The 15,358-nt window shown below is 57.5% G+C and carries 21 protein-coding genes and 2 pseudogenes; 16 read left to right on the top strand and 7 right to left on the bottom strand.

Translation table 11 applies throughout. The features are described from left to right. Positions 1–156 carry a DUF7563 family protein gene (locus MUK72_RS20485; RefSeq protein ID WP_425311105.1) on the bottom strand — a complete coding sequence of 52 codons (156 nt, stop codon included), beginning with the start codon at positions 154–156 and terminating at the stop codon, positions 1–3. Between the two features lie 415 nt (positions 157–571). On the opposite strand from MUK72_RS20485, the gene MUK72_RS16800 reads away from it, so the two are divergent. The 7 genes from MUK72_RS16800 to MUK72_RS16830 all read left to right on the top strand — a co-directional run bounded on the left by MUK72_RS16800 (position 572) and on the right by MUK72_RS16830 (position 4,226). Next, positions 572–853 (top strand): helix-turn-helix transcriptional regulator, encoded by a 282-nt coding sequence (locus MUK72_RS16800; protein WP_244706413.1) that lies wholly within the window; start codon positions 572–574, stop codon positions 851–853. A 93-nt stretch (positions 854–946) separates the two neighbouring features. Further along, entirely contained in the window at positions 947–1,384 is a 438-nt protein-coding gene (locus MUK72_RS16805) for a TRAM domain-containing protein (protein WP_244706415.1), read from the top strand. A 98-nt stretch (positions 1,385–1,482) separates the two neighbouring features. Further along, positions 1,483–1,797, top strand: a complete 315-nt coding sequence (locus MUK72_RS16810) for a non-histone chromosomal MC1 family protein (protein WP_244706417.1) — start codon at positions 1,483–1,485, stop codon at positions 1,795–1,797. 49 nt (positions 1,798–1,846) lie between these two features. Then, a complete protein-coding gene (locus tag MUK72_RS16815; RefSeq protein ID WP_244706419.1) occupies positions 1,847–2,077 on the top strand; it encodes a hypothetical protein in 231 nt (76 codons plus the stop codon). A gap of 168 nt (positions 2,078–2,245) precedes the next feature. Then, positions 2,246–2,386 (top strand): DUF7577 domain-containing protein, encoded by a 141-nt coding sequence (locus tag MUK72_RS20575; protein ID WP_483306171.1) that lies wholly within the window; start codon positions 2,246–2,248, stop codon positions 2,384–2,386. Positions 2,387–2,536: 150 nt separating this feature from the next. Further along, entirely contained in the window at positions 2,537–3,553 is a 1,017-nt protein-coding gene (locus MUK72_RS16825) for a DUF7983 family protein (protein WP_244706423.1), read from the top strand. Positions 3,554–3,560: 7 nt separating this feature from the next. Further along, the gene (locus MUK72_RS16830) at positions 3,561–4,226 is read left to right on the top strand and encodes a hypothetical protein (protein WP_244706425.1); all 666 of its coding nucleotides are present in this window, start codon (positions 3,561–3,563) and stop codon (positions 4,224–4,226) included. A 119-nt stretch (positions 4,227–4,345) separates the two neighbouring features. Here MUK72_RS16830 and MUK72_RS16835 read toward each other — a convergent pair whose 3' ends face one another. Then, a complete protein-coding gene (locus MUK72_RS16835; protein WP_244706427.1) occupies positions 4,346–4,651 on the bottom strand; it encodes a DUF3006 domain-containing protein in 306 nt (101 codons plus the stop codon). Positions 4,652–4,654: 3 nt separating this feature from the next. Next, positions 4,655–6,235 (bottom strand): lamin tail domain-containing protein, encoded by a 1,581-nt coding sequence (locus MUK72_RS16840; protein ID WP_244706429.1) that lies wholly within the window; start codon positions 6,233–6,235, stop codon positions 4,655–4,657. A 223-nt stretch (positions 6,236–6,458) separates the two neighbouring features. Between MUK72_RS16840 and MUK72_RS16845 the strand changes: the two genes are divergently transcribed. From MUK72_RS16845 to MUK72_RS16865, 5 genes and pseudogenes are all read left to right on the top strand, one after another. After that, complete coding sequence (locus tag MUK72_RS16845) at positions 6,459–7,190, top strand: DUF4013 domain-containing protein (protein ID WP_244706431.1); 732 nt, start codon at positions 6,459–6,461, stop codon at positions 7,188–7,190. A gap of 185 nt (positions 7,191–7,375) precedes the next feature. After that, a pseudogene (locus MUK72_RS16850) lies at positions 7,376–8,312 on the top strand (IS630 family transposase). Between the two features lie 6 nt (positions 8,313–8,318). After that, positions 8,319–8,541, top strand: a pseudogene (locus MUK72_RS16855) (DUF7983 family protein); the annotation flags it as partial. Positions 8,542–8,659: 118 nt separating this feature from the next. Continuing rightward, complete coding sequence (locus MUK72_RS16860) at positions 8,660–8,827, top strand: DUF1931 domain-containing protein (protein ID WP_244706433.1); 168 nt, start codon at positions 8,660–8,662, stop codon at positions 8,825–8,827. 248 nt (positions 8,828–9,075) lie between these two features. Then, positions 9,076–9,384 carry a hypothetical protein gene (locus MUK72_RS16865; protein ID WP_244706435.1) on the top strand — a complete coding sequence of 103 codons (309 nt, stop codon included), beginning with the start codon at positions 9,076–9,078 and terminating at the stop codon, positions 9,382–9,384. Between the two features lie 114 nt (positions 9,385–9,498). Here the strand turns inward: MUK72_RS16865 and MUK72_RS16870 are convergent, their stop codons facing one another. Further along, a complete protein-coding gene (locus MUK72_RS16870) occupies positions 9,499–9,804 on the bottom strand; it encodes a hypothetical protein (protein WP_244706437.1) in 306 nt (101 codons plus the stop codon). A 162-nt stretch (positions 9,805–9,966) separates the two neighbouring features. On the opposite strand from MUK72_RS16870, the gene MUK72_RS16875 reads away from it, so the two are divergent. Continuing rightward, the gene (locus tag MUK72_RS16875) at positions 9,967–10,248 is read left to right on the top strand and encodes a PadR family transcriptional regulator (protein ID WP_244706439.1); all 282 of its coding nucleotides are present in this window, start codon (positions 9,967–9,969) and stop codon (positions 10,246–10,248) included. Between the two features lie 77 nt (positions 10,249–10,325). Here MUK72_RS16875 and MUK72_RS16880 read toward each other — a convergent pair whose 3' ends face one another. After that, positions 10,326–10,478 carry a hypothetical protein gene (locus MUK72_RS16880; RefSeq protein WP_244706441.1) on the bottom strand — a complete coding sequence of 51 codons (153 nt, stop codon included), beginning with the start codon at positions 10,476–10,478 and terminating at the stop codon, positions 10,326–10,328. A 245-nt stretch (positions 10,479–10,723) separates the two neighbouring features. Between MUK72_RS16880 and MUK72_RS16885 the strand changes: the two genes are divergently transcribed. The 3 genes from MUK72_RS16885 to tbsP all read left to right on the top strand — a co-directional run bounded on the left by MUK72_RS16885 (position 10,724) and on the right by tbsP (position 13,455). Then, positions 10,724–11,650 (top strand): replication factor A, encoded by a 927-nt coding sequence (locus MUK72_RS16885; protein ID WP_244706443.1) that lies wholly within the window; start codon positions 10,724–10,726, stop codon positions 11,648–11,650. Further along, the gene (locus MUK72_RS16890; RefSeq protein ID WP_244706445.1) at positions 11,651–12,463 is read left to right on the top strand and encodes an RPA family protein; all 813 of its coding nucleotides are present in this window, start codon (positions 11,651–11,653) and stop codon (positions 12,461–12,463) included. Positions 12,464–12,621: 158 nt separating this feature from the next. Further along, positions 12,622–13,455: a transcriptional regulator TbsP gene (gene tbsP / locus MUK72_RS16895; RefSeq protein WP_425311106.1), complete on the top strand. Its 834-nt coding sequence runs from the start codon at positions 12,622–12,624 to the stop codon at positions 13,453–13,455. Between the two features lie 616 nt (positions 13,456–14,071). On the opposite strand, the gene MUK72_RS16900 is transcribed toward tbsP, so the two are convergent. Both MUK72_RS16900 and MUK72_RS16905 read right to left on the bottom strand, forming a co-directional pair. Next, positions 14,072–14,833: a DUF7847 domain-containing protein gene (locus tag MUK72_RS16900; protein WP_244706449.1), complete on the bottom strand. Its 762-nt coding sequence runs from the start codon at positions 14,831–14,833 to the stop codon at positions 14,072–14,074. Positions 14,834–15,045: 212 nt separating this feature from the next. Continuing rightward, positions 15,046–15,351, bottom strand: a complete 306-nt coding sequence (locus tag MUK72_RS16905) for a hypothetical protein (RefSeq protein ID WP_244706451.1) — start codon at positions 15,349–15,351, stop codon at positions 15,046–15,048. Positions 15,352–15,358: the final 7 nt, after the last annotated feature.

Consider the following 15,358-nt stretch of genomic DNA (forward strand, 5'->3'; position numbering starts at 1 on the left):
TTACTGCCGAGGTGCCTTTGCTTCACGTACCTCATTTCCTTCCCGCACCATGCCAGGGCAGTTCGGACAAACGCGTACGGTGTTCATCCCAGTCGGAGCGAACACACGCACGTACTGCTCGGTGACGAACTCTCCACAATTCAGACAATCTGGCATAGTAGAGTCCGCTAACCCCCAGAACTTCATTCTATCGCCCCGACCTCGAAATTTGTGTTGCGGATGAACGTTCGAGATGCTGGAGAGTGCGGATGAGCTGAATGATATCTGGGGTTACTGCGTGCCGGAAACAGATTTCCCACTTTCCGTTGTTGATTGATAACCTTATGTAGCGCTCGATAGTCCTCTATGCCTTCGATTGTACACAAGGCGAGAGCGCGACACAGAGACGGTCGCCTGCTCGGAATCGGTCTGGACGCAAGCAGCTTTCTCCGAGATTGTATGTGATCTGAGTTAGCGGTACAATGCCTTCTTCGCACGGTTTTCGATAGTTCGAAGCATGAGTCGTGCTGGATAGCTCACTCGTTATCTGTATATCGATATATTTTACTGGTAGAACAACCATATTAGAGACATGTGTGATCTGACTGGCTTCCAGCGCGACCTGCTGTATGTCACCGCCAGCGAGGACGAACCGAACGGCCTCGAGCTCAAAGAGGAACTCGAAGGGTACTACGAGAAGGAGATCCACCACGGACGACTCTACCCGAACCTCGACACGCTCGTCGACAAAGGACTGCTCGAAAAAGGTGAACTCGACAAACGAACGAACTACTATCAGGTAACCCAGCGTGGACAGCGCGAAATCGAGGCCCGCCGAGAGTGGGAAGACCAATACGTCTCGCCAGAAACGTGAAGTCATGCGTAGTGTTACAATCTCTCGGACACGTGCTTTCGGAAGCGGTTGCTCGGGAACAGCAATGACCGGTGACGGCGGCGAGGACGCCTAATGGTCGAGATCCCCGATCGGCTGGCATGTCTGTTCACCGATTCAGTCACCGAGACGGGCGATTCCTACACGATTGAGGTTCCAAAGGAGGAGTTCGACGTGGGAGCGATTACGGCCGGCGAGACCTATCGAGTAGTGATCCTCGAGGATGCAGCGCCCGCGGGAAGCGACGACCAGCAGGACCCATCGACGAATTCGGCAACTTCAGCGACTTCGAAGCCACCCGTGTCTGAAGGAGCGATCCGCGAGGTGACCATCGAGTCGTTGGGCGATCAGGGTGATGGAATAGCGAAGACCGATCGTGGATACGTGCTGATCGTACCGGGAGCGCGTCCCGGCGACGAAGTGACCGTCGAGATCACTGAAGTCCGCGAGAACGTCGCGTTCGCAGAGGTTCGATCAGGTCGAGATCAGGGCGAGATGTCTGAAGGCCAGTAACTCCCTTTCAACCGAAGAGGGCAGTATTTGTCGAGAGAAACCGACAGACGCAGGTACATTTATCACTGTATCTGTAGTGTGTTCACCCGGAACAACTCATGACCAGCACGTCAGACGACCACCGAAACTTCGCACTGCGCGAGGAGACCGGGGAGGAAACGAGCGTTTTCTCCGGGCAGACGCCACGACAGGCGGCACTCAAAGCCGCTCGGCGACTCGACCCAGCCGATAGCGAAGCCCAAGCGAGCCGAGAGAGGTTTCGTCTGCGGGAGAAGGGAACGAAGAAACTCCACATTTACGATGGATGGGCGTGGCGTGAGCAAGCACCCGAGGACAAACCCGACTGGATGCCCGAGACGATCACTGAAGCGAACGTCTCGAAAGACGGCATCGAGTATCTCGACGAGCTGTAAACACAGCGGACGGATACAGATTCATATACAGCCAGCTGAAACTCCCTGCATGAACGAAGAGCGGCGACTGCCGCCGTTCGCTGAAGACACGCTTGCGCTGCTGACCGACGCGGCGGGTGGGTCTGGCGAGAAGCTTGCGAAAGACGAGGCTCTCGAAGTGATTCGGGCCGACGAGCGCTTTGGGGAAGCCGACGCCCAAGCAGCGCTGACCGAACTCGAAAGCCGTGGCCATATCTACTATGTCGATGAGGCCGTCCGAATCACACCGACCGACGAGTGAGTGGAAACTTGCCGAGACACAGCCAGCAGGTCGTCTCTGGCGGAATTTCACTTTCAGTCCGCTTGGAAAGCTTCTATCATCGTCCGGTGGATAGCTGAATATCGAGGGACGGAACGGGTCCGGACCTCGAACAAGCGTGTCACACGCTCCTTCCCTTTCATGATACAGATGATCAGACGGATATTCTCGCGAACGACAGAGGAGTCGATCGTTGAGTGCCGTCACTGCGGTGCGAACGTCGAGCCGGAGGCCGATTTCTGCCCGGGATGCGGATCAACCGAGATCGCGTCCTATGAAATTGCTTCATGAACTGGGAGGAGCTGCTTCGTCCCGCCCGTCCCGTGCCCGTCCACAGCGACGTGGTGTGAGGGGTGAACCGCGCCAGAGAGCCGGGTTTTTCACTCGAAATCCGGTCTGTCGCCCACGACTCTTTAGACAGTGACGTTCTGAGTGGTGCCTATGGCGATTCCGTTCGGCGCGACGTGGGGGACGCTGATCGAGCGGTGTGAGGAACTGCCCGCCGACGCGACGTTGATCACGTCGTTGGCGTCGAAGCGATTCCAGATCACCGATGTTCAGGACCAGCGAATCATCATCGAGGACGTCGATTCGGGTGACTCACAACCGTTGCAACGCGAGCAGTTCGCAGCGCTCGCTGAGCACACACGCGAGGCCGTCGACGGCTACGAACTCGAACGTCTCCCACCGAAAGCAGAGCCCTACGCGGCGGTGCTTGCACTCCACCCGCGCTACGTCCTCGACGAGCGTGAGAACACGCTGACCGAGCTCGATGAGGCAGATGAAAGCGCCGTACTGGATGATTCACCCCACTTGTCGATGGCCGCGGGTTCGGACGACGAACAGGACAGCGGGCGCGAGGAGCCCGAGATCGACGTCTATTCGGATATGCTATTGTTGATCGACGCGCTCGAACGCGAGGACATGAGCGCTCTCGAAAGCGTCGAGACGCCCGTGCTGGTGAACCTCTACACCTTGTTATCGGATGTCCAACGCAACGCCAACGACCTGCGACAGGACGTGACTGACGTTCTCTTGGAACGCGTCGGGCACGACCGCCCGCTGCACGGCCAGTACGGGTCGATCCAGCGGACGACGCGCCGAAACCGCTCACTCAAAGACGACGAGGCAGTGCTCGACGCGTTCGCTGAGACTGGTATCGATCGCGAGCAACTGCTCGGTGTCGACCGGAGCAAGGTCGAGGAAGCACTGGATGTCGTCCCAATGCCCGAGTCGGCCGTTTACGATGTTTCCGAGAGCGAGTACGTCCGGAAAGCCGAGGTGGACGAAGAGCGTAAGGAGACGCGCTTGCAGGGGCTCAAAGACCGGCTGGCGGTGAGCGACGATCCCGAGGCGGAGGTGCTTCGTCAAGAGGTCGATCGGCTGGAACAGGAGATCGAGGACCTCACCGAGTTTGCGCCGGGCAGTACGTTCGACGTTCAAGCGGAAGGGGGTTGAATGGGGGATGGGTGCCACCGGACGCGACTGGATCATCGACGACCGTACCCGCTCATGCGGGCAGTGTGGCTCCGAGTATCGCTCGCTCTCCCAGCACTGGACCAAAGCCCGTGACTGCGACCACCGACCGCTCTCGGACCACCAGCACGAGACTGTTCGGGGATTGCTCCTCGGTGATGGCTCTCTCGGTGGACGTGAGTCGCCGAATCTCCGTGTCGAGTCAGTCCGCCGCGCTCACATCGAGTGGCTACACGGCGAACTCGGATGGCTCTCGCGTGGCGTCTCCCGGTATCACAAGGACGGTGCGCGGGTCTACCGTCTCCAAACCATGTCTCATCCCGAGCTCGGAGAGTATCTGTCGTGGCGCTCGGCACCGCCAGAGTCGGGGTGGCGGCTCACACGCCAAGCCGCGCGCGTCTGGTACGCCTGCGATGGGTCGCTGTCGCCGGCGGGACGCGACGGCGGAACCGCCCAAATATCGCTCGCGGCGATGGACGAGCGGAAACGTCACGCGCTCGTGGCTGCCCTCGACCGAGCGGGCTTCACAGCGTCCTCATGGCGTCGTCGGGTCGGTCTCTCGGCAGCGGCGGTCGGTGAGTGGCTGGAATGGGTAGGTGAGCCGACGCCCGGCAGCGAGCACAAATGGCGGCTCGATACATTGCGTTCCGAGTGAAATTCCTGCCGCTAGATGGTGGTTTCTTCCTGACGAATGCACTGCTTCGCCGAAATCGACGCCCACAACTGATCCGACAACCCCACGGTCCACAGAGATGACGGGCGGACTGGCTGTATCTATCGCTCCGGATCAGCATCCGTTTCTGCCTCTGATTCGGAGGGACGTTGCGAGAGCCGGTCGAATCGCGATTGGGAATGCTCTGTACGCTGGGCAGTCTCCTCAGCTTTGTAGGTCGCGTTCCGTACCTCCCCATCCTCGACGCTCACGTACAGAATCGCGTCTTGGTGGCAACCATTCTCCGGTAGTTCTGTCTGTGGGAGAGGGATGTCGTCAACCGTTTCGCCGTCGCGTTCGAGCAACAGCACGGCGAGGTCTCCTTCGAAGCGGTCAACCACTGCCGTGTACTTGCCGTCGGCTGGCATCGTTCAGTAGTCCTCCTTGATGACGGGCTTGCCTTGGTCGTTTGTGACGATAATCGTATCGCCGCCATTGTTCCAGATCGCCGACCCGGAACCCCAGTAGAGATCGGTGTCGGTGCTGGTCCCATCGCCGGTGTGCAGCGTAATCGTCTCACCAGCCCCGAGAACGGTGTTCGAGGGAATCGTGTACTCGTGGTCGGCCGCATCCGCGACGGTCCACCCTGAGAGGTCGAGGTTTTCACTCCCGGTGTTTTCGAAGACGATGTACTCGTCGTTGAGGTTGTTGCTCTCATCGCCCTCGGCATCCGCGTGGATTTCGGCGACAGCTAATGATCTGGCAGTGGCGGATGTCTCAGTCGGTGTTGGCGTACTCTCGGTCTCGGTGGTTGTCTGAGTTACTGTTGGCGTTGAGGTCGGAGCCGGGGTTTGGGTTGGCTCCGTGCTGACAGTGATCGTTGTGCGTTGTTCGACCGGGGTATCGGAGCCGGGTTCGACCGGTTCTCCATTGCGGAGCGAGTTGGGGTCGGTGGGCGCAGTCTGCTGGGTGGCGATGGAGATCGTTTCGCCATCGCTGCTCATGACGATGTTCCCGTGGGTGGCAGTCCAGTAGGCGTCTATGTTACGATCTGCGAGCCGTTGGAGTGCTTCCTCGGCAGGATGGCCGTATTGTGAGTCATACGCACTGGAGATGACCGCCACCTGTGGCTGAACAGCATCGAGAAACGGCCCGGTATTGCTGCCGGCACTACCATGATGAGCCGATTTGAGAATGGTCGACTGGAGACCGCCACCATATTCGTCGACGAGGTAGCTCTCACCGTCCGCCTCGACGTCTCCGGGGAGCATGAAGCTCGTCTGGCCAAGTGTGAGTCGGAGGACGATGCTGTTTTCGTTGCGCTGCTCGCTGTCGAGATACGGTTCGGGCGGAGCGAGGACCTCAGTGTTCACACCTTCAAAGGGGATAGAATCACCAGCACGGGTTTCGTAGAGTTGAACACCGTGTTTCTCAACGGCATCGAGATACTCTTGATAGGTCTGCGAATTGGAGGCGAGACCGGGATCGTAGACCGCACCGATGCCGTTGGCTTGGGTTTCGTAGTAGTCGATAACGGCTTCGTGGCCACCGATATGATCGGCATCGGCATGAGTGGTTACCAAATAGTCGATACGGTTGATATCGTGCTGGCGGAGATAGTCGAGGACGATTTCGCCATCATCGGTATAATCGCCCGTGTCGATGAGCATGGTTTCGTTGGTTGGCCCGATAATGAGGGTGGCGTCACCCTGTCCGACATTGATGTAGTGGATGTCAAGCGTCCCTTCTGGAGAGGCGTTCGATTGTGTGGCGGCGGCAGCAGTCGTGGTGGTGTCTCCGTCCGAGGGTACGCTTGTGGTGTCGGCGTTGGAAGGTGTTTGTGTTCCGCTGTGTGTGGCTGCTGTGCCGGCTGTGGGTTCCGTCTGTATAGAGGCAGTAGTTAGGTCGGTGCCAGCGGTCGCTGCGGTTTGAGTACCACCGGGAGTACCGGCACAGCCAGCGAGAACGACGAGGATGCCGAGGAGAAATACGGCAAGTGTGCGGCGGTTCATGGTCGGCTCACACGGGTATCTCGGCTCATAGTGGATATGTTGTTCACAGAGTGCAGCGTAATAAACGGTTGGGGAGGGTTTTGTTGTTGGTGGAATGGACTGTTTTGATCTCTGGTTGCGTTCATTTCTGCTGTTCACCGGCGGTGCCGAACGCTGAGTGCAGAGGCCAAGTGAATTGTTACCAAGGTTTATTGGCAGTGGTACATAACTTCAATCGGTTCACATGGACGCAGACATCGAGACGCTGGCGCGGCATCCGATGGAATCGGACGACTGGATAGTGACGGTACTGATCGGGGGAATCGCGTTGTTGTTCTCGTTTCTCATCATTCCGTGGTTCATCGTGTCGGGATACTTGGTCCGGGCGATCCGCGCGGGGATGGAGCGGGCCGAGCAGCCGCCCGTGTTCGACGAGTGGGGTGACTTGCTGAGAGAGGGAGTTGTGGCGGGTATCATCGGGTTCATCTATCAGCTCATCCCGCTGGTCGTGTTCGGCGTGTTCGTTGGTGGATCGTTTCTGGCTCTGCTCACGGGGTCGGATGCAGGGGCCGGTCTCGGATTCCTCGGATTCTTCGGAGGGTTGTTTATCTGGTGGATTCTTGCCCTCGTGTTTGGGTATGTCGGCTTCGCAGGGGTTGCCAACTATGTGAGGGAAGGCACGTTCGGTGCGGGGTTCGATTTCGGCGTTATCTCCGATGTCGTCACTTCGCGTGAGTATTTGATCGCATGGGCCTACGTCATCGGTCTGAATCTCGTGGTGGGAATCGTCGTGACCGTCCTCAACATCGTCCCCATCCTTGGGGGCATCGTGGGAGTGTTCGTCGGGTTTTACGCGCTCATCATTGCCGCGTGGCTGTGGGGAGACGGATTCGCGGCGGCAGCCGATGGGCGGCGTGTGCGCGAGGGTTCCCCGCCCGAGGACCCCTCTGCCGGCTTCGGTCAGTTTGAGTCGTAGTCGGATGGAGGAGCACTCATCGTCATGAGGATATCTGAGATGAGTACGGTGAGTATACCCTCGGCCGAAAGTTTCGATAACCTTCAGCAACAAGCCAGAGCATGACGAAATCCGGAAACAAGATTTCCGGTTTGACGAAAGAACGAGTCCGCGAGCAACTCGCGGACGAGGCTGATCCGAAGGCAATCAAGCGTCTTACCGCTGCACGCGAGTACTTAGAAGGACTTTCTCCAGAAGCAATCGAAGAGAAGTACGGCTGGCACCATCAGACCGTCTACAACTGGTTGAATCGCTTCGAAGAGCGCGGCTTCGACGCCGCGCTCTACGATAAATCTCGTCCCGGGCGACCGTCCGAACTTAGCGACGACCAGTTCGAACGGTTCACCGCTGTACTCCATGAACCTCCTGAAGAAGCTGGATACGACGACCCAGCGTGGGGTACAGCTCTCGCCCAACACTACCTCATTGAGGCGTTCGATATCGCTTTCTCCCGCCGTCACACTCGCCGACTCATGCACAAGGCCGGGGTCTCACCGAAGAGACCCCGGCCGGAGCCGGCCTCTGCCAACGAAGACGAGCGCGAGAAGTTCGAAGAGACAGTCGAAAAAAGTAGGCCACCGTGACGAGGACGCCACGGTTGTCACGATCGACCAGACGCGGAAGGCGGTTGGAGCGGACCTCTATGCAGCATGGTATCCCGTAGGCGAGAGGCCGACCGTGGGCGTGTCGGCCTCTCGCGAGGGTGTGAATCTGCTGGGAGCAGTCACTGAATATGGTGAGACGACAGTGCTGGAGTGCAGCGGATCGTTCACCGGGAAGGTGACGATCCGCTTTTTGGAGCATCTCCAAACGGAGTTCGGCGAGAAGTTGGTTGTACTGTTGGATCAGGCGACGTACTTCACCGCTGCGGCGGTGAAGGACTTCGCCGCCGATGAATCGATCGAACTGGTGTATTTCCCGACCGGCTCGCCGGATTTGAACCCAACTGAAGAATACTGGCGACGACTCAAACTCGCCTTAGCAAACCGCTACTTCGGCAGTTGTGCCGAAATCCGATCAGCAGTCTGGACAGCACTCAAATCGATTAGTCCACCAGGTGTCTATCAATATCTATGTCTTTGAGTATATGCAGTATACGAACCCGACGAAAGCGAGTATGTGAGGAAGGCCGAGGTGGACGAGGAACTCAATGAGACGCGGCTTCAGAGACTCAAAGTCCGACTGGCGATCAGCGACGATCCAGAGGCCGAAGTCCTGTGTCAAGAGGCCGAACAGTGAGAGCAGGAGATCGCGAACTTGACGGAGTTTTCACCGGGAAAGCGTGTTCAACGAGCAAGCGGAAAGCGGGTAGACGGTTCATCGGATGACGACTACCGTTCGTTCCATCTGCCACCAGGCATAGCGTGATGAATTCACATTCACCACGCTTCGATAGGATATAAGTGCGCATGAGTGCGAGTAGAGCCTGCATGACGAATCTCATCGTCAAAGCGGCAGTCAAAGACCAGCTCGCAGACCAGAATGTCTCGTCGGACTTCTACGACGCCCTCGATGGCGAAGTCGCGGACCTGCTTGCGGATGCTGCACAGCGTGCGGCGGACAACGACCGCAAAACGGTCCAGTCGCGCGATCTCTGAGCAGGAACTGTCGAGACGGCACTTCTCTCAACTCCGCTAGTCGGTTCCAGAGTGAGATCAACCGTCTGATCGCATCACCCCACCAGAGTGAGATTCTCGCCGCGTGAGGGTTCTTTGGGGTCTGACCACTCCGTCTGAGAGCAGTCGACCCCCCGCTGGCCGGTGCCGAGCGCGATGTCGTCCGGCGTGACACCCGTCCCCGAGGTGAGAGCGGGAGTATTATATGTCTCTCTTGTGACCAGTGACTCATGCCGCTTGATGAGTCGGACTGGGAGCAGTTGGGGCCAAGCAAGTCACAGATAGCGATCATGCGCGATTTCCTCGAAGACAACGCACCGAAGGCGTACACGTTGGAAGAAATCGCCGACGAGACCGAAGTCGTCATGGCCTCAAGCAGCGGGGGACAGATCTCCATGAGCAGTACTGAGCGAGGTCTCGCGCAGGCAATCGGGCGAGTCTACCTCGAACTGTTGGCTGAGCCGTTAGTCGAAGATGCTAACGTCGAACGCCGCGCCGACAGTAGCGGTGTCGAGTATTATCGGTATAACACCGAGTAGGACGCTCGCGTCGGCCATCCCGAGCAGGCGATAGCTTCGGGACCCCGCTGGATACTGTGTGAGACGGTGTTTTCGGTGGCGACATCGGATATCTGCTCGCCTTGCTGACCCGGACTACTGGCTCATCTCGCCTGTCGTGTCGAGTTTCATCTCGGCGAGTTTGGTGCTCACCGCGTCGATCCGTCCGTCGAGTTCGTCAACGAATGCACTCGTCTGGTCGGTCGTGGTCGCGCCTTGGCTGGTCGGCTCGATCAGGCTTTCTTCTTCGAGCACACGCAATGAGTAGCGGATTTTGTGATGGGCGTAGCCGGTTTCATTCGACATCTTCACGATGCCGATCGGTTCGTTGTCGATGACCATCCGCAGCACCTGTAGATGCCGTTCCAGCATATCGGCCTCTTTCTCCAATCGATCTATCATGGCGTCTGTTATCTCATTTCGTATAAAGTAAATCTTGTTATCGAAGAACGAACCGAGGAAGCGCGTCGCCAGTGGTATCGATGGATATGAGGGCTATTCCTCTGCTGAATCGACGTTTCGAGAACCGATATATTTTCCCGTGAGAATGACCAATAGTAGGATATGTACGACCTGACTGGGTTCCAGCGCGACGTGCTGTACGCGATTGCAGGACAGGACGAGCCGAAAGGGCTCGCGATCAAGGACGAACTTGACAACTACTACGAAAGTGAAATCAACCACGGCCGACTCTACCCGAACCTCGACGAACTGGTCGAGAAAGGGCTGGTTGAGAAGGGCGAACGCGACAAGCGGACCAACTACTACAGGATTACTCAGCGTGGCCGCCGCGAGATCGACGCTCGCCGCGAGTGGGAAGACCAGTACGTGGCTGTCAAGGCTTAGGCCGGCTGTCTGACACAGCTACAGAAACGAGTTAACGCCTGCTGTCGGCCGGTGGTTTGGTTGCGTCAGTCGGGTGGTTACTGTCGGCGATCTTCTTGCCGACACTCTTTGCAGAGAATCCGCCTGTCAGTGAGGGTTCCGACGCGCAGTACATCGGGTTTGTCCTCACCGCATTCCTCGCATGCGCCCCAGCCACTACTGAGGGCGAGGATGTCGTCCGTATTGGTCATGGTCGGTATTTGAGCGTATCGTCATTCTCAGTGGAGTCGCTTTCGGTGGTTTCTGGATTGCCAGCGCTGAAACGCCCCGGCGTGATCCGGCGACACCTCTGTTCAGAGTCACGGCGTAAGTCCCACTTCGCCACCTCAACCAGGGATTCATGTTCACTTTCAGATCCCTTTCCGGGCTTTTTTGCTTGAGAGTGGCGAACAGCCAGTGTCTCCCATCGAACACACGCGGAGGCAGAGACCAAACCATGCCCGATGTACATTCACATGCCGAAGAGATCCACGAGCAGTTCGCCGACCAGATGGACATCACTGTCGAGGAGGTCGAAGAGCGCCTCGACACGCTCGTCAACGAGTATCAAGTGCCGATCGACGAAGCGCGCCGCAGCGTCACCAGCAGTTACTACGATGAAGCCGATGCCGATCCGGAATCGATGGGTGATGCGAACGAACAGCGCGAGATCGGCAGTATCAACACAGCGGAAGAATGGATCGACATCACCGCGAAAGTGGTTGAACTGTGGGAGCCACGGAGTGATTCGATCGCACAGGTTGGTCTGATAGGCGACGAAACTGGGCGCATCAAGTTCACTGCGTGGGCGAAATCCGATCTTCCCAGCATCGAAGAGGGTTCGGTGTACCAACTCGGGAATGTCGTCACCGACGAGTATCAGGGCCAGTATTCGGTAAAACTCAATCGGACGACGACCATCGAGGAGGTAGACGAGGAGATCGAAGTCGGCGACAACTCGACTGAGGTCGAGGGTGCGCTGGTGGATATCCAGAGTGGGAGTGGGCTGATCAAGCGCTGTCCGGAAGAGGATTGTACGCGCGTGCTCCAGAACGGGCGGTGTTCCGAGCACGGCGAGGTCGACGGGGAGTTCGATCTCCGGATCAAGGGCGTTCTCGATAGCGGGACCGAGGTTCACGAAGTGATCTTCAACCGGGAGATGACCGAGGAGTTCGCCGATATTACGCTTGCGGAGGCCAAAGAGCGTGCGATGGACGCGCTGGATACGACAGTTGTGGCCGACGATATTAGTGAGGACGTACTCGGGCAGTACTATCGAGTTAGTGGGCCAGAGCTCGGCCGATACGTGCTGGTCAATGAGTACGAGAAGCTCGGTGCGCGGATGGATTCTGAAGAAGTGCTGATCACAGCGAGGTCGCTATAGATGAGCACCAGTCCAGACATGAGTGAGTCGACGGGACGGGAGGTCGCCAAGCGATTGTTCGCCCGGGAGTTCAACGACGCGACATATACGTTCAAAGAATCGGAGGATGAACTCGCACCGAATTATACGCTGTTGCCGACGGGTGATCGGGTTAACCGACTGTTTTTCGCGGGGACGTTGACCGAGACCGAGGACGTCGGCTCCGACAGCGAATACTGGCAGGGACGAGTGGTCGATCCCACGGGAACGTTCTACGTCTACGCGGGGCAGTACCAGCCCGAGGCCGCGAGCACGCTCCGACAGATCGAGACGCCGACGTATGTGACGGTGGTCGGGAAACCCCGGAGCTACGAAACCGATGAGGGCGACACGAACGTCGCCGTGCGGCCGGAATCGATCAGCCAAGTCGAGGAATCGACCCGCAACCGGTGGGTAGTCGAAACGGCCGATCAGACGATCGACCGTCTCCAAGCGTTCGATGAGGAGATCAACGACTACGCGCAGATGGCACGCGACGAGTACGGTGAGCGGCTTGCTCCGTATCGGGAGGCGGCCATCGAAGCGCTGGAAAGTCTCGATGCTACCGATGCCGACGACTCTGTGAGTGCGTCCACGACTGAGCCAGAGTCGGAGGCTGCAGGTAACGACCCACTCGACAGCGATCCCGCCCCGACTGAAACTGACGACTCTCCAACTGAGAGTGACGGGAGCATTGGAACTGACGAACGCGCCGAGAACGAGCAGAGCAGCTCTGGCGACGTTACAGACGGTGAGGAGCCGTCAGAGGGTACTGGACTTGGCGAATACGACTGAAGGATAGGTCTCATCGGTGGTTCGGAATTGCTGAGTGGGTGTTTCAAGAGAGCTGTGCAGAAAATAGTCGTTTGTGTGTTCCTGACGCATTTATTCGCATTGTACATTGATAATATGATGCAGAAGATGGATAAGGTTTCAATAACTACTACTATTCTATGACAAGCACTTCGGAACAAGGAGGACAATCGGTCACTGAAAACCTTCGGGTGATATTTACTGAGGCGAGTGGAGTGGTGAATGCAATGGGATTCGACGAGGACGCGACGCGGGATCTCGTCGAGATGCTCGCCGAGAGCGAGGAACCGTCGCAAGTGCGCTTACTCGTTGACGATGACGTGTTAAAATGGCTAAGAGACGATTTCATGCTGGCGAGTACGGCAGCGGAGCTGCTCGAAGCGGATGTTCTGGAATGGCGAGCCGCTGCTGGGCGGCTGGATGATACACTGTTGGTGACTGAGGAGATGGTCGTCTCGCTGCTTACGCCGACTGAAGAGGAGAGCGCTGCGCTGGCGACCGACGACGAGGAATTTGTCGCGGCCGTGCGCGAGCGCTGGAATGGCCACTGGGAAGAGGGCGAGCAGTTCGATCTCCGGACGCCGGCATACTCACGCGTGCTCGACACATTCGCCGATGAGTTCGGCTCGGCGGTAGAGTCGGACTTTGGGACAGTGCTGGAATCGGCTGCGGATATGGATGCAGATGGCTGGCTGGATGAGGTGGCAGTGGCCCTACTCGTCGCGGCCAAACACGGGCAGTTGCTCTACGATATTTCGCGCTGGGGTGAGGATGCGGGTGTCGCGAGCAAGGCGACGTTCTCGCGCAAGAAGACCCAGCTCGAAGAACAGGGACTCCTGGAGACGGAGAAAGTGCCGATCGACGTGGGACGGCCGCGGTTGCGTCTGCTGCTGGGTGACGAGCGTCTCCGAGAAGCAGACACGGAAGAGCTGGCGAGTGTCGCACACGAGATGCTCTCGGCGGCTCCAGCCTAATCACCGTTGAGTAGCCAGCTGATAGTCGCCAGCAGCGACGAAGTGTGCCAGCGTGGCGTCGGGCAAAGTGGTGGCTGCTGGGGACACCTGACGACGAGTGAGTGATGGCATTGAGCTGCCGTCGGCAACCTTCGCCGGAAGCACTGGCTGAGTTAATAGAATCTTTGACGAGAATCGGTATAGTGCAGGGGGCGTGTCACGGAGTGATACGTGATGCAGACCGCAAACACACAAAGCTTATTCCAAACTCGTCAAGAAATCAAGCGCGCATAGGGGTGCGTTCTGGCATCATTTCCGCGCGTGGCACTCAACGCACCCCTGTGGGCTTGAGATTTCCAGTCGACTATGACTTCTGCGGGAACATTTTGTGCCTGAACGTCGGTGGTATGTGTCCGGTACTGCGGGGGCATGTGGGTGAACCTCCCTTGTTTCGGCTGTAACCCGGCCTGTGGGCGGGTAAGCATCTTCGTCCCACCCACCAACTGAAAACAGTCACTCCTCTCGTTGCAGGGGGGAGGAGATGGAGTGCTTCGATAATGGCTGATATCACGATGAGCAGACATCGATTATCGCTGTTCGTGAGGTCACGTCTAGGCCAAGAGAACTATGAAGGATTTCAGACAGCAGTGTTTGGGTCTGGGTCCGTCTCCTGTTCGGGTTGGCCTTCGCGACGGAGTTGGCGGTACGCATCAGTGAGTACAGCCATCAGATAGACAACCAAAATAGTTGAGAGAATACCCGTCACGACCTGTGAGACGATCGACGCAGGTGGCATGACGAGTCCGAGGACTATTGAGAGAATCATGTACGCGATGAAGACAGCGACGTACAGTCCGAGCAATCGCCATCGATTGCCCGACGCGAGGCTCCAGCTGTTTTTCATCGCGCTGAAGAAATTCTCGTCTTCATCAGCGATGTAGATCACGGTGAACAACAAGCTCACCGTCAAGAACAGTCCTGGGATTATCAGGAGGATGAATCCTACCATCGACAGAATCCCGAGAACGATTCCGCCAACGATGGAATTGAGCACAACCCAGCCCATCCGTCGCGTGTACGTTTCACTGGTGATGGTCGGACTATCCGCGGTCATCACGCGAATCAGAACGATCGTAATCACTTGCAGGACAAGGAACACAACGACCGAGAGCACTCCCGCCATGGTCGCCGATATCGGCAGCGATAGCGGGACTGATGATGTAGTTTCCGTAGTCCCTGCTGGAAGATCGAGACTTGCCACAAACGCTTCGGCAAGAGTGTTTGACAATGCCAAGAAGGCGATCTGAGCGATACCGATCAGAACGACGAATACGAGTCCGGCTGTTGAGAGTGTCTTCGAGACACCGTTACTGAGTGCGCGTCTGATGTGCAACACCATGTGCTTATTTCCATTCACCATAGCATAAAATACCCAAGCATATACAGTCATGCTGAAGTGTGGTTGGGCGTGGAAAGCTCGATTGAATCGCTATTGGTCGATGGGATTCCGCGGGGGGGGGGGGGGGGAGGACAACCTGAGCTGATTGCCAAGAGGATTGATACAGCATATCGAGATGAGCATCAGATGTTTGTACGCCCTGCTGAATCGGATTACTGACTCATTTCGTCAGCGGTGTCGAGTTTCATCTCATCGAGTTTGGTGCTTACCGCGTCGATCCGTCCGTCAAGCTCGTCAACGAACGTATCTGTCTGGTCGGTCGTAATCGCGCCTTGGCTAGATGGATCGATTAGGCTCTCTTCTTCGAGTACACGCAATGAGTAGCGGATCTTGTGATGAGCGTAGCCGGTTTCGTCGGACATCCTCACGATGCCGATCGGTTCGTTCTCGATCACCAGCCGCAGCACCTGCAGATGGCGACTCAGCATGTCGACTTCTTTCTCTAATCGATCTACCATGATGTCT

It is taken from the genome of Halococcus dombrowskii, assembly GCF_022870485.1.
Lineage (GTDB): Archaea > Halobacteriota > Halobacteria > Halobacteriales > Halococcaceae > Halococcus > Halococcus morrhuae.

What these genes read in the sequence shown, in the direction of transcription:
- MUK72_RS16875 (WP_244706439.1), top strand. Translation starts at nt 9,967, where the DNA reads ATGTACGACCTGACTGGGTTCCAGCGCGACGTGCTGTACGCGATTGCA.
- MUK72_RS16905 (WP_244706451.1), bottom strand. Translation starts at nt 15,351, where the DNA reads ATGGTAGATCGATTAGAGAAAGAAGTCGACATGCTGAGTCGCCATCTG.
- MUK72_RS16865 (WP_244706435.1), top strand. Translation starts at nt 9,076, where the DNA reads ATGCCGCTTGATGAGTCGGACTGGGAGCAGTTGGGGCCAAGCAAGTCA.
- MUK72_RS20575 (WP_483306171.1), top strand. Translation starts at nt 2,246, where the DNA reads ATGATCAGACGGATATTCTCGCGAACGACAGAGGAGTCGATCGTTGAG.
- MUK72_RS20485 (WP_425311105.1), bottom strand. Translation starts at nt 156, where the DNA reads ATGCCAGATTGTCTGAATTGTGGAGAGTTCGTCACCGAGCAGTACGTG.
- MUK72_RS16885 (WP_244706443.1), top strand. Translation starts at nt 10,724, where the DNA reads ATGCCCGATGTACATTCACATGCCGAAGAGATCCACGAGCAGTTCGCC.
- MUK72_RS16860 (WP_244706433.1), top strand. Translation starts at nt 8,660, where the DNA reads ATGACGAATCTCATCGTCAAAGCGGCAGTCAAAGACCAGCTCGCAGAC.
- MUK72_RS16815 (WP_244706419.1), top strand. Translation starts at nt 1,847, where the DNA reads ATGAACGAAGAGCGGCGACTGCCGCCGTTCGCTGAAGACACGCTTGCG.
- MUK72_RS16805 (WP_244706415.1), top strand. Translation starts at nt 947, where the DNA reads ATGGTCGAGATCCCCGATCGGCTGGCATGTCTGTTCACCGATTCAGTC.
- MUK72_RS16880 (WP_244706441.1), bottom strand. Translation starts at nt 10,478, where the DNA reads ATGACCAATACGGACGACATCCTCGCCCTCAGTAGTGGCTGGGGCGCA.
- MUK72_RS16825 (WP_244706423.1), top strand. Translation starts at nt 2,537, where the DNA reads ATGGCGATTCCGTTCGGCGCGACGTGGGGGACGCTGATCGAGCGGTGT.
- MUK72_RS16840 (WP_244706429.1), bottom strand. Translation starts at nt 6,235, where the DNA reads ATGAACCGCCGCACACTTGCCGTATTTCTCCTCGGCATCCTCGTCGTT.
- MUK72_RS16800 (WP_244706413.1), top strand. Translation starts at nt 572, where the DNA reads ATGTGTGATCTGACTGGCTTCCAGCGCGACCTGCTGTATGTCACCGCC.
- MUK72_RS16870 (WP_244706437.1), bottom strand. Translation starts at nt 9,804, where the DNA reads ATGATAGATCGATTGGAGAAAGAGGCCGATATGCTGGAACGGCATCTA.
- MUK72_RS16830 (WP_244706425.1), top strand. Translation starts at nt 3,561, where the DNA reads ATGGGTGCCACCGGACGCGACTGGATCATCGACGACCGTACCCGCTCA.
- MUK72_RS16890 (WP_244706445.1), top strand. Translation starts at nt 11,651, where the DNA reads ATGAGCACCAGTCCAGACATGAGTGAGTCGACGGGACGGGAGGTCGCC.
- MUK72_RS16810 (WP_244706417.1), top strand. Translation starts at nt 1,483, where the DNA reads ATGACCAGCACGTCAGACGACCACCGAAACTTCGCACTGCGCGAGGAG.
- MUK72_RS16835 (WP_244706427.1), bottom strand. Translation starts at nt 4,651, where the DNA reads ATGCCAGCCGACGGCAAGTACACGGCAGTGGTTGACCGCTTCGAAGGA.
- MUK72_RS16900 (WP_244706449.1), bottom strand. Translation starts at nt 14,833, where the DNA reads ATGGTGTTGCACATCAGACGCGCACTCAGTAACGGTGTCTCGAAGACA.
- MUK72_RS16845 (WP_244706431.1), top strand. Translation starts at nt 6,459, where the DNA reads ATGGACGCAGACATCGAGACGCTGGCGCGGCATCCGATGGAATCGGAC.
- tbsP (WP_425311106.1), top strand. Translation starts at nt 12,622, where the DNA reads ATGACAAGCACTTCGGAACAAGGAGGACAATCGGTCACTGAAAACCTT.